The sequence below is a fragment of the Streptacidiphilus sp. EB103A genome (genome assembly GCF_041261405.1).
Classification (GTDB): domain Bacteria; phylum Actinomycetota; class Actinomycetes; order Streptomycetales; family Streptomycetaceae; genus Streptacidiphilus.
Genome location: NZ_JBGCAQ010000004.1, coordinates 383,266 through 402,540, shown reverse-complemented (window position 1 = coordinate 402,540; position 19,275 = coordinate 383,266). Strand labels below are relative to the sequence as shown.

The 19,275-nt window shown below is 71.1% G+C and carries 23 protein-coding genes; 13 read left to right on the top strand and 10 right to left on the bottom strand.

What is annotated here, in order from left to right; translation table 11 throughout:
* Window positions 1-13: 13 nt before the first annotated feature.
* From ABH941_RS09140 to ABH941_RS09130, 3 genes are all read left to right on the top strand, one after another.
* On the top strand, window positions 14-1,000 hold the full coding sequence (locus tag ABH941_RS09140) for a 2Fe-2S iron-sulfur cluster-binding protein (protein ID WP_370128130.1): 987 nt from the start codon (window positions 14-16) through the stop codon (window positions 998-1,000).
* Window positions 1,001-1,081: 81 nt separating this feature from the next.
* Window positions 1,082-1,801 carry an enoyl-CoA hydratase/isomerase family protein gene (locus ABH941_RS09135; protein WP_370128129.1) on the top strand — a complete coding sequence of 240 codons (720 nt, stop codon included), beginning with the start codon at window positions 1,082-1,084 and terminating at the stop codon, window positions 1,799-1,801.
* Window positions 1,791-2,549 (top strand): alpha/beta hydrolase fold domain-containing protein, encoded by a 759-nt coding sequence (locus tag ABH941_RS09130; protein ID WP_370128128.1) that lies wholly within the window; start codon window positions 1,791-1,793, stop codon window positions 2,547-2,549. The genes ABH941_RS09135 and ABH941_RS09130 overlap by 11 nt, the downstream gene beginning before the upstream one ends.
* On the opposite strand, the gene ABH941_RS09125 is transcribed toward ABH941_RS09130, so the two are convergent.
* The 3 genes from ABH941_RS09125 to ABH941_RS09115 form a co-directional block, all read right to left on the bottom strand.
* Window positions 2,473-3,075, bottom strand: a complete 603-nt coding sequence (locus tag ABH941_RS09125) for a TetR/AcrR family transcriptional regulator (RefSeq protein WP_370128127.1) — start codon at window positions 3,073-3,075, stop codon at window positions 2,473-2,475. The two genes, ABH941_RS09130 and ABH941_RS09125, sit on opposite strands and share 77 nt — an antisense overlap.
* Window positions 3,076-3,175: 100 nt before the next feature.
* On the bottom strand, window positions 3,176-3,982 hold the full coding sequence (locus ABH941_RS09120; protein ID WP_370128126.1) for an acyl-CoA thioesterase: 807 nt from the start codon (window positions 3,980-3,982) through the stop codon (window positions 3,176-3,178).
* A gap of 74 nt (window positions 3,983-4,056) precedes the next feature.
* A complete protein-coding gene (locus ABH941_RS09115) occupies window positions 4,057-5,064 on the bottom strand; it encodes a TIGR03617 family F420-dependent LLM class oxidoreductase (protein WP_370128125.1) in 1,008 nt (335 codons plus the stop codon).
* Window positions 5,065-5,122: 58 nt separating this feature from the next.
* Here ABH941_RS09115 and ABH941_RS09110 point away from each other — a divergent pair, with 58 nt between their 5' ends.
* The gene (locus tag ABH941_RS09110) at window positions 5,123-5,923 is read left to right on the top strand and encodes an enoyl-CoA hydratase (RefSeq protein WP_370128124.1); all 801 of its coding nucleotides are present in this window, start codon (window positions 5,123-5,125) and stop codon (window positions 5,921-5,923) included.
* Between the two features lie 7 nt (window positions 5,924-5,930).
* Here the strand turns inward: ABH941_RS09110 and ABH941_RS09105 are convergent, their stop codons facing one another.
* The 4 genes from ABH941_RS09105 to ABH941_RS09090 form a co-directional block, all read right to left on the bottom strand.
* A complete protein-coding gene (locus ABH941_RS09105) occupies window positions 5,931-6,722 on the bottom strand; it encodes an acyl-CoA dehydrogenase family protein (protein WP_370128123.1) in 792 nt (263 codons plus the stop codon).
* A 2-nt stretch (window positions 6,723-6,724) separates the two neighbouring features.
* The gene (locus tag ABH941_RS09100) at window positions 6,725-7,843 is read right to left on the bottom strand and encodes an acyl-CoA dehydrogenase family protein (RefSeq protein WP_370128122.1); all 1,119 of its coding nucleotides are present in this window, start codon (window positions 7,841-7,843) and stop codon (window positions 6,725-6,727) included.
* On the bottom strand, window positions 7,840-8,253 hold the full coding sequence (locus tag ABH941_RS09095; protein WP_370128121.1) for a nuclear transport factor 2 family protein: 414 nt from the start codon (window positions 8,251-8,253) through the stop codon (window positions 7,840-7,842). The genes ABH941_RS09100 and ABH941_RS09095 overlap by 4 nt, the downstream gene beginning before the upstream one ends.
* A gap of 69 nt (window positions 8,254-8,322) precedes the next feature.
* Complete coding sequence (locus tag ABH941_RS09090; protein WP_370128120.1) at window positions 8,323-8,814, bottom strand: pyridoxamine 5'-phosphate oxidase family protein; 492 nt, start codon at window positions 8,812-8,814, stop codon at window positions 8,323-8,325.
* 155 nt (window positions 8,815-8,969) lie between these two features.
* Between ABH941_RS09090 and ABH941_RS09085 the strand changes: the two genes are divergently transcribed.
* Genes ABH941_RS09085 through ABH941_RS09055 form a run of 7 tightly spaced genes read left to right on the top strand, consistent with a single transcriptional unit; the run spans window position 8,970 to window position 15,274 of the window.
* Entirely contained in the window at window positions 8,970-11,117 is a 2,148-nt protein-coding gene (locus ABH941_RS09085; protein ID WP_370128119.1) for an ABC transporter permease, read from the top strand.
* The gene (locus ABH941_RS09080; protein ID WP_370128118.1) at window positions 11,098-11,808 is read left to right on the top strand and encodes an ABC transporter ATP-binding protein; all 711 of its coding nucleotides are present in this window, start codon (window positions 11,098-11,100) and stop codon (window positions 11,806-11,808) included. The genes ABH941_RS09085 and ABH941_RS09080 overlap by 20 nt, the downstream gene beginning before the upstream one ends.
* Complete coding sequence (locus ABH941_RS09075; RefSeq protein ID WP_370128117.1) at window positions 11,805-12,512, top strand: ABC transporter ATP-binding protein; 708 nt, start codon at window positions 11,805-11,807, stop codon at window positions 12,510-12,512. Before ABH941_RS09080 ends, ABH941_RS09075 begins: the two co-directional genes overlap by 4 nt.
* Entirely contained in the window at window positions 12,509-12,949 is a 441-nt protein-coding gene (locus tag ABH941_RS09070; protein ID WP_370128116.1) for a hypothetical protein, read from the top strand. Before ABH941_RS09075 ends, ABH941_RS09070 begins: the two co-directional genes overlap by 4 nt.
* Entirely contained in the window at window positions 12,915-13,238 is a 324-nt protein-coding gene (locus ABH941_RS09065; protein ID WP_370128115.1) for a hypothetical protein, read from the top strand. The genes ABH941_RS09070 and ABH941_RS09065 overlap by 35 nt, the downstream gene beginning before the upstream one ends.
* A gap of 15 nt (window positions 13,239-13,253) precedes the next feature.
* Window positions 13,254-14,552, top strand: a complete 1,299-nt coding sequence (locus ABH941_RS09060) for an amidohydrolase family protein (protein ID WP_370128114.1) — start codon at window positions 13,254-13,256, stop codon at window positions 14,550-14,552.
* Window positions 14,549-15,274: an enoyl-CoA hydratase-related protein gene (locus ABH941_RS09055; RefSeq protein ID WP_370128113.1), complete on the top strand. Its 726-nt coding sequence runs from the start codon at window positions 14,549-14,551 to the stop codon at window positions 15,272-15,274. Before ABH941_RS09060 ends, ABH941_RS09055 begins: the two co-directional genes overlap by 4 nt.
* 11 nt (window positions 15,275-15,285) lie before the next feature.
* On the opposite strand, the gene ABH941_RS09050 is transcribed toward ABH941_RS09055, so the two are convergent.
* Together ABH941_RS09050 and ABH941_RS09045 are read right to left on the bottom strand one after the other, a co-directional pair.
* Entirely contained in the window at window positions 15,286-15,948 is a 663-nt protein-coding gene (locus tag ABH941_RS09050) for an alpha/beta family hydrolase (RefSeq protein ID WP_370128112.1), read from the bottom strand.
* Window positions 15,941-16,528: a hypothetical protein gene (locus ABH941_RS09045; RefSeq protein WP_370128111.1), complete on the bottom strand. Its 588-nt coding sequence runs from the start codon at window positions 16,526-16,528 to the stop codon at window positions 15,941-15,943. The genes ABH941_RS09050 and ABH941_RS09045 overlap by 8 nt, the downstream gene beginning before the upstream one ends.
* A gap of 195 nt (window positions 16,529-16,723) precedes the next feature.
* Between ABH941_RS09045 and ABH941_RS09040 the strand changes: the two genes are divergently transcribed.
* Together ABH941_RS09040 and ABH941_RS09035 are read left to right on the top strand one after the other, a co-directional pair.
* Window positions 16,724-17,644, top strand: coding sequence for a LysR family transcriptional regulator (locus ABH941_RS09040; protein ID WP_370128110.1), 921 nt, complete (start codon window positions 16,724-16,726; stop codon window positions 17,642-17,644).
* 132 nt (window positions 17,645-17,776) lie between these two features.
* Window positions 17,777-18,469: a YbhB/YbcL family Raf kinase inhibitor-like protein gene (locus ABH941_RS09035; RefSeq protein ID WP_370128109.1), complete on the top strand. Its 693-nt coding sequence runs from the start codon at window positions 17,777-17,779 to the stop codon at window positions 18,467-18,469.
* 22 nt (window positions 18,470-18,491) lie between these two features.
* On the opposite strand, the gene ABH941_RS09030 is transcribed toward ABH941_RS09035, so the two are convergent.
* Window positions 18,492-19,262: an SDR family NAD(P)-dependent oxidoreductase gene (locus ABH941_RS09030; RefSeq protein WP_370128108.1), complete on the bottom strand. Its 771-nt coding sequence runs from the start codon at window positions 19,260-19,262 to the stop codon at window positions 18,492-18,494.
* Window positions 19,263-19,275 lie beyond the last annotated feature (13 nt).

Here is a 19,275-nt window from a genome sequence, read left to right as displayed (position 1 = left end):
CTAAATTCCATACATGGGACGAGACCACAGCCTTCACCCGGCCCGAATCATCCGAATCATCCAGGAAACCGTCGACACGCGCACGTATGTGCTCGATGTCCCCTATTCCTACCGGGCCGGACAGTTCCTGACGGTCAAGGTCTGCGACACCCTGCGCAGTTACTCGATGTCGAGCTCCCCGGACACCGACACCGAGCTGATGACGACGGTGAAGCGGGTCCCCGGCGGCCTCGTCTCCAACTGGATGCACGACCATCTGCAGCCCGGCGATGTCATCGAGACCACGCGTCCCACCGGACTCTTCTGCCTGCGGGAGACCTCCGCGCCACTGCTGGCGTTCAGCGGGGGCAGCGGCATCACGCCGATCCTGTCCCTGGTCAAGACCGCGCTGGCGACGACGGAGCGACGGGTCCGGGTGCTGGCGGCCGACCGGGACGCCGACTCGGTCATCTTCGGGCCCGCGATGGACGAGCTGGCCCGGCAGTACCCGACCCGCTTCGAGATCCGGCACCACCTGGACGACCGGTCGGGGTTCGTCACCGAGGACCAGGTGCGCGGCTTTGTCCTGGGCGACCGGGGTGCGGACTTCTACCTCTGCGGGCCGGCGCCCTTCATGGACCTGACGGAGCGTGCGCTGCTGGCCCACGGCGCCGATCCCGAACGGATCTTCGCCGAGCGCTTCGCCGCCCCTGTCGCGGTGGACGACGCCACGGACGGGGAACTGGACGGCACGGTCTCCATCGTCCTCTCCGGCAAGCGGCACACCGTCGCCCAGCACTCCAACGAGACCCTGCTGGAGAGCGCACGCAGGGCCGGCCTCGCGCCGCCCTTCTCCTGCGAGGCGGGGAACTGCGCCACCTGCATCGCCCAGATCACCGAGGGCAAGGCCCGGATGCGGGTGAACAACGCGCTGGAGGAGGACGAGATCGCCGACGGCTGGATCCTCACCTGCCAGGGGGAGCCGGTGACGCCGCACGTCACCGTCGTCTACGAGGACTGACGGTCTGGACTGGGGTACCAGTCGGCGAATACGATGTTCGCTCATAACGAGAATGCTCATCTCTCATTCGGAGAAGCCTGCATGGTAGAGCTGGAGCTGGACCAAGGGCTGGCCGTCGTCACGATCAACCGCCCGCAGGCCCGTAACGCCATCGCCCTGAGCACCATGGACGAGCTCGACAAGGCTCTCGACGCGGCCGAAGGAGCCCGGGCCCTGGTCATCACGGGCGCCGGTGACCGGGCCTTCGTCTCGGGCGGCGACCTCAAGGAACTCGCCGCGATCCGGACCGAGGAGGAAGCGATGGCCATGGCCCTGCGGATGAGGGGGATCTGCGACCGACTGGCGGCCTTCCCCGGCCCGGTGATCGCGGCCCTGAACGGACACGCCCTCGGGGGCGGCGCCGAAGTCGCCCTGGCCGCCGACATCCGGGTGGCGGCCGACGACATCAGGATCGGCTTCACGCAGGTCACGCTCGCGATCATGCCCGCGTGGGGCGGCGCCGAGCGGCTCGCGGCACTGGTCGGCCGAGGACGGGCGCTGCTCCTCGCGGGCGCCGGGACCACGCTCGACGCCGCCGAGGCCCAACGCGTCGGCCTGCTGGACCAGGTGCTGCCACGGGCCGACTTCGACCAGGGCTGGCGCGCACTGGCCGGATCGCTCGCCAACGCCCCGGCGCAGGCGGTCAAGAAGGTGATCACAGGAGACGGATCGGCCGAGGAGGCGGCGCGGCTCTTCGCGCAGCTGTGGGTGGCCGACGAGCACTGGCAGGCAGTGGACGGAGTGATGTCGCGTGCGAAGTGAGACACGGGTCGAGACGGGATCGGTCGGCGTGGTCGTGCGTCCGCCGAACCCCACCGAGACGGTCGTCCTCTACCTCCCCGGTGACCGGAGGCTCTCCGGCGCGCTGGAGCCGGCCCCCGGCCTGGCCGAGCGGCTGGCCCTGCGCACCGGGGCGGTCGTCGTCTGCCCGCGCTACCGGACCGCCTTCCCCGCCGCGCTGGAGGACGTCCACTCCGCCTACGACTACTGCCGGACCCAGGGTCCGGTTGCCGTGGTGGGGGAGCGGCAGGGAGCGGGGCTGGCCGCCGCCCTGCTGCTGCGGCTGCGGGACCTCGGCGAGCCGCCGCCGCAGTGCGGGGTGCTGGTCTCGGCCCTGCTCGACCTCACCATGCAGGCGCCCAGCCTGCAGCTGAACGCGACCGCCGATCCCACCTTCGACGTGGCCGAACTCGGACGCTGGGCCGAGCGCTACGCCGCGGGCACCGCGCCGACCAACCCGCTGCTGAGCCCGCTGCTCGCTAATCTGCACGGGCTGCCGCCGGTCCAGCTGCTGGTGGCGGGCACCGATCCGCTGCTCGACGACTCGGTGGAGTTCGCCAACCGCGCGGCCCGCTCCGGGGTCACGGTGGACCTGCACGTACGGCCGGACGCGGCGAGTCTGCGCTCGGAGGCCCTCACGGCTATGGCCGCCTTCATTCGGACGTGGGGCTCTCGGTCGGGGGGCGTTCGGCCGCGGACCCCAGCAGCACGGACATCACATCCCGCATGATCGTCGGATAGTCGGTCTGCTCCGGCTCCAGCAGCCACTGGATCTGCATCCCCTCGACCAGGGCCAGCACGGCCGTCGCCGCGGTCTGAGCGGTCAGACCGTTGGGCAGTCGGGGTCCGTAGCGCTCGATGAACAACGCGACGGTACGGTCGTGCAGGAGCTGCTGGTGGTCGTGGAGGTACTGCTGGTCCGGGTCGCTGCCGGTGATGCTCTCAGCCAGCAGCACGCTGTGAACCTCGGCCAGCACCGGATTCTGGTGGTCGAAGGCCACCGCTTCGGCGAGCTGGCTCGGCCAGTCCTCGTCCGCGTGGTCGGCGGCCAGGTGCTCGCGGCTGCGGTCCTCCCGGAACTGGAGCAGCGCGATGAGCAGCTTCCGCTTGCTCGGGAAGTGGTGCAGCAGGCCCTGTCTGGTCAGTCCGACGCGCTCGGCGACCGTGTCGAGCGAGGTTCCCCGATAACCGCGCTCGGCGTACACCTCCAGCGCCGCGACGAGGATCTCTTCGCGCTGGGTCGTCATCGCAATCATTCCGCACCCTCCCGGCACACCACACCGTGTCCCGGGGCCACACTATGCGCGCCTTCCCGCCCGGACGAGGCTTTTGGCCCTGCTGCTCCCAGGCCGGATCTCAGGACCGGAAGCGGAGCAGGGCCTCCTGTGCGAACGAGGCGACCAGGGAGCCGTCCCGGGTGAGGATGTCGCCCCGGCCGAAGCACCGGCCGTGCGCCAGCAGCGGGCTGTGCTGGCGCAGCAGCAGCCAGTCGTCGGTGCGGAACGGACGGTGGAACCACACCGTGTGCGAGGTGACGGCGGAGGTGAACGCCGTGCCCGCGTCGTTCTGGGTGACTCCCTCCAGGGGGCGCAGGGCGGTGCCGATGAGGGTCAGGTCGGTCGCGTAGGCGGTCAGCGCGGGGGCCAGCTGCGGGTCGACCGACGGTGTGCGCATCCACAGGTCGAACTCGGCAGGTTCCGCGCCGGGGGTGTCCAGGCTCCGGACCGAGCGGGTCTCCCAGGGGATCAGGTCGAGACCGATCCGGTGCTCGTCCGTGGGTACCTCGGGGACCTTGACGTCGGTCTGGCGGTCGAGCCCCTCCTCGAAGGCGTGCAGCGAGACCGAGGCGGTGGCCACGACGCCCGACGTCTGCCGGGCGACCACCGTGACCTTGGCGAAGGTGCCGCCCTCGTGGTGGCGCTCCACCTGGTAGCTGACCGGTTCGTCGGTCTTGCCTGCCCGGGGGAACAGCGCGTGCAGGGACTTGACGGTCTTTCCGGGGCAGGCGAGCGAGGCGGCCTGGACGAACTGGGCCAGCAACTGCCCGCCGAACAGGCGGTGGTAGGGCAGTCGCTGGTTGGGACCGGTGTAGCGCAGGCCCGGTCCGCCCTCCTGCTCGCGCAGGTCCACGCAGGCCAGCAGGTCGGTCCAGAGGTCGGTCACGGGTGCTCCCGGTGCGGGTCGGGTTCGGGTGGGTGAATCTGATTCTCTTTCACGAGAATGAGATTTCGCAACCCTCAGCAGCACGCGCGCAGCCGCTCGACCAGGTCCGCGACCGCGTCGCGGGCGAGACTGGTCGGAGGGGTGAAGGTGATGCGGGTCAGCAGCCCGTCGTAGCGTTCCGCGACGCGGGCGGGCAGTTCGTCGGGACCGGCGACAATCGCGAAGGCGTCGACGATCTCGTCGGTGACCAGGCCGGCCATCTCGGCCCAACGTCCTGCCTTCGACAGTGCGGTCAACTCCTCATTGAGACCGCCCCATCCGTGCAGCTCGAACACGCCCCGGTAGGCGGGGGTTGAGGCGTAGAACGCGATCCGGCCGCGCAGCAACGGGAGCGCGGCCTCCATCTCCCGCTCGGTGCCGGTGATGATGAACGGGGTGTTGGCCACCTCGAAGCCGTCCATGGTGGCGCCGACCCGCTTGCGCCCCTCGGTCAGGGCGGGGAGCGTCCGTTCGCGGATCCAGCGTGCGGTGGTGTAGCCGTGGCAGAGGAAGCCGTCGGCCACCTCGCCGGCGGTACGCGTCATCAGGTCGCCGACGCCGGCCAGCAGGATCCGGGGCGGGCCGAAGTCGTGGCGCGGGGGCGTGAAGTCCGGGGGCATCAGGGTGTGCCGGTAGTACTCGCCCTGGAAGTCCAGCGGCGTGCCGTCCTGCCACGACGACCAGATGGTCCGCATGGCCAGGACGTACTCGCGCAGCTGCGCCGCGGGCCGGCCCCAGGGCATGGAGTAGCGGCGTACCACGTGCGCCTTCACCTGGGACCCGAGGCCGAGCAGCAGCCGTCCGCCCGAGTGCCGCTGCAGGTCGTTGGCGGTGTAGGCGAGCGCCATCGGCGAACGTGCGAACGCGACCGCGATGGAGGTGCCCAACTCGATCCGGTCGGTCACCTCGGCGGCGACGGCCAGGGGGAGGAAGGGGTCCTGGTTCACCTCTCCTGCCCAGGCGGCGTCGTAGCCGTCGGCCTCAAGGCCGCAGGCCCGCGCCGCGGCTCCGGTCAGCCCGGTGATACCACCATCGATTTTCATCTTTGGATAGTATGATGTGCATCTACTGAGAATCTAGTTCTCTGTGAAGAGGTGTCCCTTGCCCGAGCCTGTCGTTCTGGTCGACATCGAGGACCGCGTTGCGACGGTGACGCTGAACCGGCCCGAGGCCCGCAATGCGCTGAGCCGCGAGCTCACGCTGGCGCTGTGGGACGCGATGACCGAGGCCGGGCAGAACACGGACGTCGATGCGGTGATCCTGACCGGAGCGGACCCCGCGTTCTGCGCCGGCGTCGACCTGAAGGAGGTCTCGGGGGAGACACCCCCGACCGCCGCTCCCCGGACGTCGGGACAGGGGCCCGAGCGTGACACCAACGGCCTCTACCGGTTCCTGCCGGTCATCGGACAGCCCGTGATCGGCGCCGTCAACGGTGTCGCGGTGACCGGTGGGCTCGAAGTGGCCCTGCAGTGCACCTTCCTGGTGGCGTCGGAGCGGGCCAGGTTCGCCGACACCCATGCCCGGCTCGGCATCATGCCGGGCGGTGGCGCCACCGTCCTGCTGGCCCAGTCCATCGGGCTGCGCCGGGCCGTGGAGATGTCACTCACCGGCAACTTCCTCACCGCTGCGGAGGCGCTCGACCTCGGGCTGGTCAACCATGTGGTGCCGCACGAGGAACTGCTGCCCCGGGCCCGGCGGTTGGCGGCCGACATCGTCAGCAACGACCAGCGCAGCGTGCGCCGGCTGCTCCGGCACTACCGTCAACTGGCCAATGCCGCCACCCTCGACGAGGCGCACCACGTCGAAGGAGTCATGGCCGAGACCTGGCGACCCGGGACGAGCCAGGTCGCCGCCCGGCGCCGTGACGTCACCGCTCGCGGCCGTGCGCAGACGCGGACCTGACGTCGGCTCAGAGCTGGATCAGGCGGGGGGCCGTGCCGGTCTCCCGCAGCAGTGCTCCCGCCTCGCGGGTCAACTCCCGTGCGCCGCCCAGCAGTCCGTCGAGCACCAGGGCCCGCCGAATGTGCTGGTGCAGGCTGTGCTCTGCCGTGAAGCCGATCCCGCCGAGGACCTGTTGGCAGTGCCGGGCCGCCGTCAGCGCGGCCTGTCCCGCCGCCGCCTTGGCGAGCAGCGAGCCGAGGTCGTCCTCGGCGGCCAGCAGCACCGCCTCGGCGCCCTCCAGGTCGACCAGGGTCTCGGCGAGTCGGTGCCGGACGGCCTGGAAGGAGGAGAGCGGGCGGCCGAACTGGGTGCGGTCCAGGACATGGGTGCGGGCGAGCGCGAGCATGGCTCGGCCGGCGCCCAGCAGCCACCAGCCGAGCGCCCGGCGGCCTGCGGCCAGCGCGGGGTCCGTGAGCGGCTCCCCGGTGGGGACGATGCGCAGCGGCAGCTCGCTGTCGAGTGCGGTGCTCTCCTCATCACTGCGCTCCCAGACCACCCACGCACCGCCGGTGTACGGCAGCGGCGGGGGGCCGCCGAGCGGTTGTCCGGCCGCGTGGAGCAGTACGTCGTTCAGCAGCGGGGCGTGGGCGCCGGTCTCGCCGAGCAGTCGGAAGGCCAACGGGACGGCCAGGTCCGGCAGTTCGGCGAGCAGGTCGGTCCAGCCGAGGTCGGTCAGGGTCGCGTCCAGGGCCTGGCCCGAGGACGCCGTCATGGTCTTGCGGAGGGTCTCCGCGAGCAGGTCCCGTTCGGCGGCCTCCATGGTCAGTCCTTCCCCAGGTCGAGCAGTCGGCGGGCGATGATGTTGCGTTGGATCTCGGCGGTGCCGCCGTAGATGGTTGCCGCCCGCGAGTAGAGGTATTCGGTCCGCCACGGGGAATCCGTCAGCTCCACGACCCCGGGCAGCAGGTCGCGGGCGGTGTCGAACAGCCGCTGCTCGGCGGTGGCCAGCAGGACCTTGTCGACCGAGGTCTCCGGGCCGAGGGCGGCGCCGGCGGCAAGTCGTCGCTGGGTGGCGTGGGAGCGGGCCCGGGCGGTGTGCAGGGCCAGGTAGGCGGCGCCCAGGGCGCCGTCGTCCGGATGCTGGGTCTCGTCGAGCAGCCGGTCCAGCCGGGTGAACAGATGGGCGATGCGGTGCCAGAAGCAGGTGGAGCGCTCGTGCGGGAGCAGGTCCATCGCCAGTTGCCAGCCGTCCCCGGCGCGGCCCAGCATCCGGTCGGCGGGGACGACCACGTCGTCGAAGAACACCTCGGCGAACTCGTCCACGCCGTGCATGGTCCGCAGTGGCCTGACGGTGATGCCGGGGGAGTCCATGTCGACGAAGAAGGCGGTGATCCCGCCATGGCCCGGGCCGGTGCGGGTGAGCAGGACGCAGCGGGCGGCGTACTGGGCCAGGCTGGTCCACACCTTCTGACCGGTGATCACCCAGTTGTCGCCCTCGGGGACCGCCCGGGTGGTGAGCGAGGCGAGGTCGCTGCCGGAGCCGGGCTCGGAGAAGCCCTGGCACCACTGCTCCCGGCCGCTGAGCAGCCGCGGGACCATGGTCTCGGCCAGCTGGGGCGGCGCGTACGAGATCAGTGTCGGGACCAGCACCTCGACCATCGAGTAGATGCCCGGCTCGGCCAGGTCGCGGGTGGCGACCTCCTCGCCGAGCACGGCGCGCAGCACAGCCGGCCCCCCCAGTCCCTCAACGGTGGGGGGCCAGCCGTACCGCATCCAGCCCGCGTCGAAGAGCGCCCTTCGCACCCGGGCCAGTTGGGCGACCTGTCCGTCGAGGGAGTTGTCCGGCCCGGGGGACAGGTCGTTCTGGTCCAGCCAGGCCCGCAGGCCCGACCGGAAGTCGGTGACGTTCATGTGCGTGCCGTCCACGTGCGTGCTGCTCATGCGTCCGGGCGCTGGTAGGCGTGCGGGCGGCCCGAGTCGTGGGTTCCGCTGCGGCGGATGAACGTCATGGCCCGGGTCTGCAGCCGCCAGCCCTCGGCGGTGCGCAGATAGGTGTCGTTGTAGTAGCCGATCCGCATGTCGTGGGTGGCGTGGTCGACGAAGCAGAGCGGCTGGGTGCCGGTCGCGCTGTCCCCCGACAGCTCGACGGCGGGGGTGCCGGTGAGGAAGAGCCCCTTGGGGGCGGCGGCGACCAGCGCGGGGAACTCGTCGAGCCCGTAGCTGTCGCCGAAGGCGCTGTAGCTGCCGTCGGGGGTGAAGACGGCGATCACGCCGTCGATGTCCCCGCGGGTCATGTGCACCGCGTAGCGGGCCAGCAGTTGCTGGATCTCCATCAGGTCGTCAGTGGACAAGGACCCGACCGCCCTTCCTGGCACCGGCATGTATGAGAATTTAATTCTCACTGAACGGATGGAAGGTTCTCACGAGGTCGGCGGCGGCGTCAACGGACGCTGCCGCAGCTTGGCGAAGTCCCAGCTGACCACCGTCTCCGGCAGCAGCCGGAGCCAGCCGTGCCGGCCGTCGTAGTGGAACTCGCCGCCACCCGCGTACTTGTCGGCGAAGAGCTTCTCGGGGGTCACCAGCTGGTCCACGGGCTCGCCCCGGCGCGGGGCCTCGCCGACGGTCTCGACGCTTCCCTGCAGCTCAACGCCGCACAGCGCCATGAAGTCGGTGCCGCCCTCGTCGACGATCACGCTGCACCGCGGATCGGCCGCGAGGTCGGCCCAGCGCTTGCTGCGGACCAGTGAGTTGAGCCACAGCGCGCTCCCGTCCCAGACGAACCACAGGGCGCTGACATGGGGACGTCCGTCCGGGCCGACCGTCGCGACCCGGCAGATGGGCCGGGTCCGCAGGAAGGCGTCCCGTTCGTCGTCGGTCAGCGCGATCGAGGTGCCGAACCGCTGCTTGGCCATGTTTCCTCCTTGGTTCGAATGATTGATTCTTCATTAACGAGAAGATAGCTTCCATCTGTGGAGAGGAGCAGACTCACTCACTGGAGTCTGCAACGAGGAGGACATTTCATGGATTTGCCGAGAGCGGTCGCCAACAGGCCCACAGGCGGCGAGTAATGGACCAGTTCATCACCTTCGGGATCGTCGGCCTGAGCACCGCCGCGATCTACGCGGTGATCGGCAGCGGGTTGGTGCTCACCTACTCCACGACCGGCGTGTTCAACTTCGCGCACGGTGCGGCGGGCATGCTCGCGGCGTTCTCCTACTGGCAGTTCACCGTCGGCTGGGGCTGGCCGGTACCGGTGGCCCTCGTCCTGGTGCTGCTGGTGCTCGCGCCGGCCTTCGCGCTGCTGGTCGAGCGGGCCGTGCTGCGCCCGGTCCAGGCGCTGGGCGAGGCCGAACGGCTGGTGATGACGGTGGCGATGCTGAGCGGCCTGATCGCCGCCGCCCGGTGGATCTGGGACCCCAATGTGGCCCGGCCGCTCCCCACCTTCTTCGCCGACAAGAAGCCGTTCCACATCGGTCCGGCCACGGTGACCTGGCATCAGGCCATCACCATGGCCGTGGCGGTGGCCGTCGCGATCGGTCTGCGGGTGCTGATGTACCGGACCCGGACCGGCGCGGAGATGCGGGCGACCGTGGACGACCGGGCGCTGGTCGGGCTGGCGGGGGCCAGGCCGGTGCGCGCCAACCAGGTCGCCTGGATCCTGGGCACGCAGCTGGCGGCGATCGGCGGCATCCTCATCGCCCCGACCGTCACCCTGGACGCCTCCCAGCTCTCGCTGCTGATCGTCAGCGCCTACACCGCGGCCGTCTTCGGCAGGCTGCGCAGCCTGCCGATGACCTTCGTCGGCGCGATCGTGGTCGGCTGCATGGAGAGCTACCTGGCCGGCTACCTGCCGCAGAACGCCTACCTCCCGGGCCTGCGGCTGGCCGCCCCCGCACTGCTGCTGTTCGCGGCGCTGCTGGCCTTCCCGCACCGGCGGCTGCGCGGACGCGACCGGCGGCTGCGGCAGATCCCGGTCCCGACGATGGGCGGGACGGCCCTGTTCGCCCTGGCGGTCGTCGCGTTCGGGGTGGTGCTGGCCACCGTGCTCAGTCCGCCCGACCTGATCACCTACGGTCCGATCTTCTCGCTCGGGGTGGTGGCGCTGTCGTATGTGCCGCTGGCCGGGTACGCGGGGCAGATCTCGCTGTGCCAGCTGAGCATGGCCGGGATCGGCGCGGTCGTCTGGGCGCACCTCGGCGCGCACGGGGAGCTGTGGGCGCTGGTCGTCGCGGTCCTGGTCTCCGCCGTGGCCGGAGCGCTGATCGCGCTCCCCGCGCTACGGCTCTCGGGTGTCTACCTGGCGCTGGGGACCGCCGCGTTCGCGGTCGTCCTCGACCAGTGGATCTTCACCCTGCCGACGTTCAAACTGTTCGGAGTCCAGATCGGACTGTTCGACCAGGGCTCGGTGACCGCGGTCGGACCCGACCTGTTCGGCCTGCACCTGGACAGCGAGTCCCAGCTGATGGTGTTCGCCGCGGTCTGCCTCGCCCTCGCCTCCATCGGGGTGGCGCTGCTGCGCCGCAGCCGGTTCGGACGGCGGCTGATCGCGCTGCGCGACAGCGAGGCCGCCTATGCGACCCTCGGCGGCAACCTGCTGCTGGCCAAGGCCCTGGTGTTCGCCCTGGCCTCGGGGATCGCCGGACTCGGCGGGGCGCTGTTCGGGATGCAGCTGCAGTCCATCTCGGCCACCCAGTTCAATCTCGTGGCCGGGCTGCCGATCTTCCTGGTCGCGGTGGTCGGCGGCCTCGGCGCGGTGGGCAGCGGGCTGTTCACCGGGACGGCCTTCGTCGGGCCGATCAACGCGCTGATCGCCATCGCGCCCTGGTCGCAGAACGCGGTGGCACTGCTGCCCGGCCTGGCCGGGGTGGGGCTCGGCCGCAATCCCGACGGGGTCGTGCCCACCCTGCGCAACGACTGGGCGCCGGTGGCCCGGGACCGGATCGCGCTGCCGGTGCTGGTGGTCGGGATCGCGGCGGCCTGGGTGCTGCGGCTCGCGGATGTGATCAACGGATGGGTCTTCTGCGGCGCCGCGCTGGTCCTCGCGCTGGCGCTGCGGAGCTGGGCGGCGGCGCGGCAGCGGGCCCTCCTGGCCGCCTCCGCCGACCGGGTCGAAGCGGCCGAGCCGGAGGACGTGCCAGTCGAGTGGCTGGGCATACGGCGCGCCTGGCGCCCGGAGGACGAGGAGGTGCTCGCCCGTGGCATCGCTGCAGGTTAGCGGGGTGACGGTGGCCTTCGGCGGCAACCGGGCACTGGACGGCGTCGGCCTGACCGCCGAATCGGGTCAGGTCACCGGGCTGATCGGACCCAACGGGGCCGGCAAGAGCACCCTGTTCGACGTCGTCTCAGGACTGCGCCGGCCCTCCTCGGGCCGGGTGTTCCTGGACGGCCGGGACGTCACCCGGGCCAGGCCCACGGGCCGGTCCCGGCACGGCCTGGCCCGGACGTTCCAGCGGCTGGAGCTCTTCGGCCGGCTGAGCGTCCGTGACAATCTGCTGGTCGCCGCCGAGTTGGGGCCCGAGCGGCGCAGGGCGGCGGTCCTCGTCGACGAGCTCCTGACCAGGCTCGGCCTGACCGCGATCGCCGACAGCTCCCCCGACTCGCTCCCCACCGGCGTCGGCCGGCTGGTCGAGGTGGGCCGGGCGCTGGCGATGCGCCCCAAGGTGCTGCTGCTGGACGAGCCCGCGGCCGGCCAGGACGGCGAGGAGACCGAGCGGTTCGCGGCCCTGCTGCGCGCCCTGGCCGACGACGGGACCGCGGTCGTGCTGGTGGAGCACGACATGGGCCTGGTAATGAGCGTCTGCGACCAGGTGTACGTGCTCGACCTGGGCAAGGTCATCGCGGTGGGCCCGCCCGAGCTGGTCCGCAACGACGAGACCGTCCTGGCTGCCTACTTGGGGGACGCGTGAGCGCGCTGCTGGAACTGCGCGGCATCCGTGCCGCCCATGAACGGATCAATGTGCTGCACGGCGTGGACCTCGCGGTCGACGCCGGGCAGGTCGTCGCCCTGCTCGGCCCCAACGGCGCCGGCAAGACCACGGTGCTGCGGGTCGCCGCCGGCGTCCACCCCGCCGCCTCGGGCCGGCTGCTGGTCGGCGGACGGGACGTGACCGGGGCCGACCCGCGCCACCTGGCCCGCGCCGGAGTCTGCCTGATCCCCGAGGGCCGCGGGGTGTTCCCCAACCTCTCGGTCCGGGACAACCTGCTGATGATGACGTTCACCGGCCGCAGCCGCGCCGAGATCGAGGAGATCGCGTTCGCGCGGTTCCCGATCCTCGCCAAGCGCGCCTCGCAGGCGGCCGGCACCCTGTCCGGCGGCGAGCAGCAGATGCTGGCCCTCGCCCGCGGCCTGGCCACCGACCCGGCCGTGCTGCTGCTGGACGAACTCTCCATGGGGCTGGCGCCCCTGGTCGTCGGCCGGCTGTACGAGCAGGTGGCCGAGATCGCCCGGCAGGGCGTGGCCGTGCTGGTGGTCGAGCAGTTCGCGGCGGCCGTCCTCGGCATCGCCGACCACGCGGCCGTGCTGGTGCGCGGCCGGGTCCAACGGCAGGGCCACCCCGACAGCGGGTTGCGCGCTGAACTTTCCGCCCTCTACATGGGGAGTCCGCTGTGACATCGACCAGTCCCACCTCAACCGCCGGGACGCCCACCGCCGAGACGTCGACGGAGACATCCGCCGGGACCCGCGCGGACCGTTTCGTCCGCGACCTGGCGGCGCTGAAGATCCCGGACCCGGCCGCGGGCAGAGCCACGCTCTGGCTGCGCCTGGGAGTCGTTCTGATGCTGGTCGGCCCGGTGCTCGCGGTGACGGCCTATCTGATGTCGCGCGGCACCACCGACGCGCTCACCCAGGGGGACGCCCTCACCGTCGCGCTCGCCGGGATCACCGCGAGTGTGGTGGGCGCGGCCCTGTTCCTGCGGTACTCGCTGATCGGGTTCCTGCGGTTCTGGCTGGCCCGCCAGTCCTACGACCTCTCCCTCCTCGCCGACCGCCTGCTCGAAAGGGACCACCATCATGACCTCACCGGCAACGAGGCTGCGCCCCGGTGACCAGCTCGCCAGCACCGTCTGTACGACCAGGGTGGTGGTCATCCGCGCCCCCGAGGGGCAGCCGCTGATCGCCTGCGGCGGCAGCCCGATGGCCGCCGCGGCCGCCGGCACCCCCGCGAAACCCGCGCCGTCCGGCGGACCTGACGTCGCCACGCTGATCGGCAAGCGCTACACCGACGCCGCCGGGACGCTCGAACTGCTCTGCACCGTCTCCGGTGCCGGTGCGCTGACCTGCGACGGCGTCCCGATGACCATCAAGGCAGCGAAGCCGCTGCCTGCCTCCGACTGAGCGAAAGGCAGTGCCATGGACCGCGACGACATGATCCTCATCAGCGTGGACGACCACATCATCGAGCCGCCCGACATGTTCGTGAACCACCTGCCGCAGCGCTACAAGGACGACGCGCCGCAGCTGGTCCACCAGGAAGACGGCACCGACACCTGGAAGTTCCGGGAGACGGTGATCCGCACCGCCGCGCTGAACGCGGTGGCCGGGCGGCCCAAGGAGGAGTACGGCCTGGAACCGCAGGCCCTGGACGAGATCCGCCCCGGCTGCTACGACGTCAACGAGCGCGTCGCCGACATGAACGCCGGCGGCATCCTGGCCCAGATGAACTTCCCCTCCTTCCCCGGGTTCGCTGCCCGGCTGTTCGCCACCGACGACCCGGACTTCTCGCTGGCGCTGGTGCGCGCCTACAACGACTGGCACATCGACGAGTGGTGCGGGGCCCACCCCGGCAGGTTCATCCCGATGGCGATCCCCGCCATCTGGGACCCCGAGCTGTGCGCGGCCGAGGTCCGCCGGGTGTCCGCCAAGGGCTGCCACTCGCTGACCTTCACCGAGAACCCGGCCGTGCTCGGCTACCCGAGCTTCCACGACCCGTACTGGAACCCGCTCTGGAAGGCGCTGTCGGACACCGACACCGTCATGTCGGTGCACATCGGCTCCTCGGGCCGGCTGGCGATCCCGGCGGTCGACTCGCCGCCCGACGTCATGATCACCCTGCAGCCGATGAACATCGTCTCGGCCGCCGCCGACCTGCTGTGGTCCCAGCCGCTCAAGGACTACCCCGACCTGAAGATCGCCCTGTCCGAGGGCGGGACCGGCTGGATCCCCTACTTCCTGGAGCGGGTCGACCGCACCTTCGAGATGCACTCCGCCTGGACCCTGCAGGACTTCGGCGGGAAGCTGCCGTCGGAGGTCTTCCGCGAGCACTTCCTCACCTGCTTCATCAGCGACCCGGTGGGGGTGAAGCTCCGTCACGACATCGGCATCGACAACATCGCCTGGGAGTGCGACTACCCGCACAGCGACTCGATGTGGCCGGAGGCGCCCGAGGAGCTGATGGGCGTGATGAAGCGGTTCGACGTGCCCGACTCGGACATCGACAAGATGACCCACGAGAACGCCATGCGCTGGTACTCCTTCGCCCCCTTCTCGCACGTCCCGCGCGAGCAGGCCACGGTGGGAGCTCTGCGTGCGCTGGCCAAGGGCCATGACGTGTCGATCCAGTCCCGCAGCCACCGGCTGATCGAGCCGGAGGAGAAGCTTGAGGCGTACCGCTCCCGGGCCCGCGCGGCGACTGCGGCGGCGGCCAAGTGAGCGACGTCGTGCTGACCGAGCGGATCGGCAATGTGCTGGTGGCGACCCTCAACCGGCCCGAGGCGCGGAATGCCCTCAGCCCTGAGCTGATCGACGACCTGTCGGACGTGCTGCGCTCGGCGGACGCTGATCCGGAGGTCCGGGCGGTCGTGGTGACCGGGGCGGGAACGGTCTTCTGCGCCGGGATGGACCTCAAGGCGTTCGCCAAGGGCGGCAAGTTCGACGGGCTGGTCTGGTTCTTCCGCGAGGGCATCGCCACCCCGGTCATCGCGGCGCTGAACGGCTCCGCGATGGGCGGCGGGTTCGAACTGATGCTGGCCTGCGATCTGGTGGTGGCGGCGGAGGAGGCCAAGCTCGGGATGAGCGAGGTCAAGCGCGGTCTGTTCGCGGCGGGCGGCGGCACCACGCTGGCCGCGCGGGCGCCGCTCTCCGTCGCCCTGGAGATGGGGCTGACCGGCGACCCCGTCACGGCCGCGCAGGCCCACGGCTTCGGCCTGGTGAACCGGGTCGTCCAGGCCGACCAGGTGCGCCCCGAGGCCCTGGCCCTGGCGAGCCGGATCGCCGAGAACGGCCCGCTGGGCGTCGCCATGACCAAGAAGCTGATCCGGGAACGCCGTTGGGGCGAACCCGAGGAGGTGACGGCGGTCTTCCGCAGCGCGGACGCGACCGAGGGCGCGCGAGCCTTCGCGGAGCGGCGGCCACCGGTGTGGACGGGCGCCTGACGAGGAATCAGTCACGCCTGTTCGAGCCGGCGCTCGATCCACTCGGCTGTCGCATCGGTGATCAGATCCATCGTCACCGAACGGGGAATGGCGTTCGGCGTGCCATAGGTGTGGTTCGCGGCCGGGACCTCGACGAGCTCGATGCCGGCCGGCAGTGCCGGGAACTGGTCGGCCCGGCCGAAGGGGTCGGCGGTGCCCTGCACGACGAGGGTCGGACGGCCGGTGGCGAGCAGTTCTGCGGGACTGCCGGGCCCGAGCAGCGGATAGGCCAGTGCCAGCACGGCATGGGCGCCGAGGCGCTGGGCGGTGCGGCAGGCGACCTGGGATCCCGCGCTGCGGCCACCGGAGATCACCGGGACGCCGAGGTCGGCGGCGCGCGGCCACAGCGCCGTCCACGCCGCGTCGAGTGAGGCTTCGTCGGCGCCGGTACGCGTCCGGCTCAGCCGGTACGGCTGGGTGACCAGGGCGACCGTCACTCCCCGCCGGGGCAGGGAGGCGGCGAGCGACTGGAGGTCGGGCGACTCGACCCCGGTGGCCGAACCGTGCCCGAGCAGCGCCGCGGCACGTGCCGTGCCGTGCGCGGGGTACCAGGTGATACCCGCCGTGCCCACGGGGGTGGGGACGCGTTCCATGGTCGGGGGTGCGCCGGTCCTCGCGTTCGCGTTGCTACTCATCGTCGCTGCCTTTCCGACCGGCGAGGAAATCGGCGATGGGCCGGGCCACCGCGTTCTGGGACGGGATGGTGTGGCCGCCGGGGTGTTCGAGGATCAGCGGGTCCGCGAACCGGTCGGCGAGGCGTAGTGAGTCCCTGGCGGGGACGATCACATCGCTGCGCCCGATGACATGCACGGAGGGGGTGGCGAGCCTGTGTCGGAACAGCCCCGCGTGCTTGGGCAGTTCGCTGGTGAAGCCGCCGACCATGACGGCGAAGTCGAACTGGAACTCGGGCGGCGCGCCCGCGCTCTCCATGACCGCGGTGAGGAGGCCGGCCAGCGCCGCGCCCTGGCTGAAGCCGAAGATCCCGTCGAACCGGGGCCCGGCGCACACCAGCTCGACGGCCCAGTCGCGGGTGCGCTCCCAGCCGTCGAACCCCTCGTGCCACCAGCCGAAGTCGCCGATGGACAGTGAGGGAGCGTCCGGGTAGACGAACTCGACGTCCGGCCGCAGTGTGGCGGCCAGCGACTCCGCCTGGTCGCGCAGAATCGCACCGCTGCCGTGGTAGCCGTGCAGGCAAAGGATGCGCAGGTGAGACATGAGGTCACCGTCCCAGCACCGTGGCTGCCGCGTCGGCCACCTTCTCGAAACTGCTCAGGGAAATGCTGCCGGACATGGCTGTCTGCCTCCTGATTCGCGGTCGCCACACCACTGTGGTGACCGGGCTTCCATGCTGCGGCGAGCGCTTGCCATGTGTCCAACAGATAGAATGTCTAGGAGTGATAGATTTTTTGCATGGCAATCTCCCTGCGCCAGCTCGAGTACTTCATCACCGTCGTCGACGAGGGTTCCTTCACCCGCGCGGCCGAACTGCTCTGTGTGAGCCAGCCGGGCCTGAGCCATCAAATTCGGGCCCTGGAACGCGAACTCGGCGGGCCGCTGCTCGAACGCCTGCCGCGCAAGGTCCGGCTCACCCCGGCCGGCCGCACCGCCCTGCCGCACGCCCGGGCGAGCCTGGCGCACGCCCAACGCGCAGGCAGCGCCGCGCGCCGCGCCTCGGGCGTGGAGACGGGTGAACTGCACGTGGGCACCCTCTACTCGATCAGCACCGGCGTTCTGCCCGGTGCCTTGCGCACCTGGCGCCGCAGCTACCCCGAACTCCAGGTGCATCTCGTCGAGTTCCCGCACACCAACGAGCTGGTCGCGGCGATGGAGGCAGGCCAGGCCGACGTCGCGGTCGGTCCCGTCCCGGCCGGATGGGACGGGCCCTGCCGGGTGATCGGCGTCGAGGAGTTCGTCATCGCCGCCGCGCCGGACGCGCTGCCGCACGGCGACGGCGCATCAGTTCGACTGGCCGACCTGGCGGAGCGGGAGTGGGTGCACTACACCCAGCGCAGCGGCCTGTCCGACATCCTCAACCTGGCCTGCGCGCAGGCGGGCTTCGAGCCGAAGCTGTCCGTGCGCACCGAACAGAGCTCGTCCGCGCTGGGCATGGCTCGGGCCGGGGTCGGCCTCGCCCTGCTGCCCGGCAACGTTGTTCCGCCTCACTTCGACGGCGTGCTGTTGCGCCCGGACCCGCCCGTGCGACGCCCCCTCGCGGTCTACACCCGGGTGCGCCCCGACCCCATCACCGCGGCCTTCGTATCGGCGATATCGGTTGAAACCCTGGTCACGCCGGTACACATCACCGAACGCCTGGGACCGCCGCCTGACTAGGAGTCATGCACTCAGGTTATCGACACGATTCAATCCACTTGTTGGACATATGGAATCGCCCTCCGTCACGATCCTTCCCAAGCCGCCCGTCAGTTGACGGGCAATCGGAATCGTGGGGAAGGAACGCGTGACATGAAGGTCAACAAGCTGAGGGCAGCCACCGCCACCGCAGCGCTCGGTCTCGCTGTGGGCGCTGCCTACGCCTTCGGCGGCGGGAGCGCCGTGGCGAGCAGCGTGCCCGGCTCAGCTCCCGGATCAGCCGTGGTCTCCGCCGGCTTGTCGCATCACCTGGGCTCCCCGGACCCGTACGAGTTCCTACCGAAGGTGCCCTCCTTCAGGCTGTCCAGCAGGACCGTGTGCAACGGGCACCCGCTGTCGACCGCGCAGCTGTCTGGGATCTTCGGTGTGCCCGGCGGCAAGGACATCTCACCGCAGCTGTACTGGTCCGGCTTCCCCAAGAAGACCAAGAGCTTCGTGGTGTCGATGTACGACCCGGAGGCGCCGACGGGAAGCGGATTCTGGCACTGGATCGTGGAGGACATCCCGGCCGCCACGACCTCCCTTCCGGAGAACGCGGGTGCGCTGGGATCCACCATCCTTCCCGCCGGGGCGATCCAGCTCGACGGGGATGCGGGTACCGCCCGCTACATCGGCGGGGCTCCGCCCGCCGGCTCCGGCGTGCACGACTACACCGTTACGGTGACCGCGCTGGACGAGGCCGTCACCGGGCTCCCCGCGACCACCAGCGGCGCCCTGCTGGGCTTCGAGATCGACAGCCACACGATCGCCCGGGCGACGATGGTCCTCCCGACCTCGATCAAGTGAGGCGGTCCTTCGCCGTCCGTCCTCAGACGCTGTAGCCGCCGTCGACCCCCAGGGCCTGGCCGGTGATGAAGCCGGCCGCGTCCGAGGCGAGAAACGCGACCGCTTCGGCGATGTCCACCGCATCGCCGAAGCGGCGCATCGGGATGTTGCGCTTGGTGATCTCCAGCGCGGCCGCGTCGAGTTCGCCGGAGTCGATCAGACGGGCGGCGATGCCGTCGGTCAGCATGCCGGGAGCCACGCAGTTCACCCGCACGCCGAACCTCCCCTCCTCGGCGGCCAGCGCGCGGGCGACGGCCTCGACCGCCCCCTTGGTGCCCGATGACAGACCGTCACGGACCGGGAAGCGGCGGGTGGCCACGGTGGTGACCGCGACGATGCTGCCCCGGCTCTCCCGCAGCAACGGCAGCGCGGGGTGCACCAGGTTGAAGAAGGCCGCCGCGTCCGCCACCAGCTGCGCCCGGTACTGACCTGGCGTCACCTTGCTGAGGTGCGTCATCGGCACATGCGGGCCCGCCGCGTAGACCACGGTGTGCAGGCCGCCGAAGGCCGCGGCCGCCTGGGTCACGGCCTCGGCGGTGGCCGTCTCGTCGCTCAGGTCGAGCTGGAGTGTCAGGGCCTGGCGACCGTACTCCTTGACCTCGCCGGCGAGGCCGTCGGCCGCGGCCCGGTTGGCGCGGTAGGTGAACGCCACATCGCTGCCGCGCCGGGCCAGGATCCTGACGATCGCGGCGCCGAGCCCGCCGCTGCCGCCCGCGACGAACGCGGCGCCCGGGCGGTCGGAGAAGTCCTTCATACGGTGTGCCTCA

Excerpts from the sequence above, each read along its gene's own strand:
- ABH941_RS09140 (WP_370128130.1), top strand. The coding sequence starts at position 14 with ATGGGACGAGACCACAGCCTTCACCCGGCCCGAATCATCCGAATCATC.
- ABH941_RS09135 (WP_370128129.1), top strand. The coding sequence starts at position 1,082 with ATGGTAGAGCTGGAGCTGGACCAAGGGCTGGCCGTCGTCACGATCAAC.
- ABH941_RS09125 (WP_370128127.1), bottom strand. The coding sequence starts at position 3,075 with ATGATTGCGATGACGACCCAGCGCGAAGAGATCCTCGTCGCGGCGCTG.
- ABH941_RS09115 (WP_370128125.1), bottom strand. The coding sequence starts at position 5,064 with ATGAAAATCGATGGTGGTATCACCGGGCTGACCGGAGCCGCGGCGCGG.
- ABH941_RS09105 (WP_370128123.1), bottom strand. The coding sequence starts at position 6,722 with ATGGAGGCCGCCGAACGGGACCTGCTCGCGGAGACCCTCCGCAAGACC.
- ABH941_RS09100 (WP_370128122.1), bottom strand. The coding sequence starts at position 7,843 with ATGAGCAGCACGCACGTGGACGGCACGCACATGAACGTCACCGACTTC.
- ABH941_RS09090 (WP_370128120.1), bottom strand. The coding sequence starts at position 8,814 with ATGGCCAAGCAGCGGTTCGGCACCTCGATCGCGCTGACCGACGACGAA.
- ABH941_RS09085 (WP_370128119.1), top strand. The coding sequence starts at position 8,970 with ATGGACCAGTTCATCACCTTCGGGATCGTCGGCCTGAGCACCGCCGCG.
- ABH941_RS09065 (WP_370128115.1), top strand. The coding sequence starts at position 12,915 with ATGACCTCACCGGCAACGAGGCTGCGCCCCGGTGACCAGCTCGCCAGC.
- ABH941_RS09060 (WP_370128114.1), top strand. The coding sequence starts at position 13,254 with ATGGACCGCGACGACATGATCCTCATCAGCGTGGACGACCACATCATC.
- ABH941_RS09050 (WP_370128112.1), bottom strand. The coding sequence starts at position 15,948 with ATGAGTAGCAACGCGAACGCGAGGACCGGCGCACCCCCGACCATGGAA.
- ABH941_RS09045 (WP_370128111.1), bottom strand. The coding sequence starts at position 16,528 with ATGTCTCACCTGCGCATCCTTTGCCTGCACGGCTACCACGGCAGCGGT.
- ABH941_RS09040 (WP_370128110.1), top strand. The coding sequence starts at position 16,724 with ATGGCAATCTCCCTGCGCCAGCTCGAGTACTTCATCACCGTCGTCGAC.
- ABH941_RS09035 (WP_370128109.1), top strand. The coding sequence starts at position 17,777 with ATGAAGGTCAACAAGCTGAGGGCAGCCACCGCCACCGCAGCGCTCGGT.
- ABH941_RS09030 (WP_370128108.1), bottom strand. The coding sequence starts at position 19,262 with ATGAAGGACTTCTCCGACCGCCCGGGCGCCGCGTTCGTCGCGGGCGGC.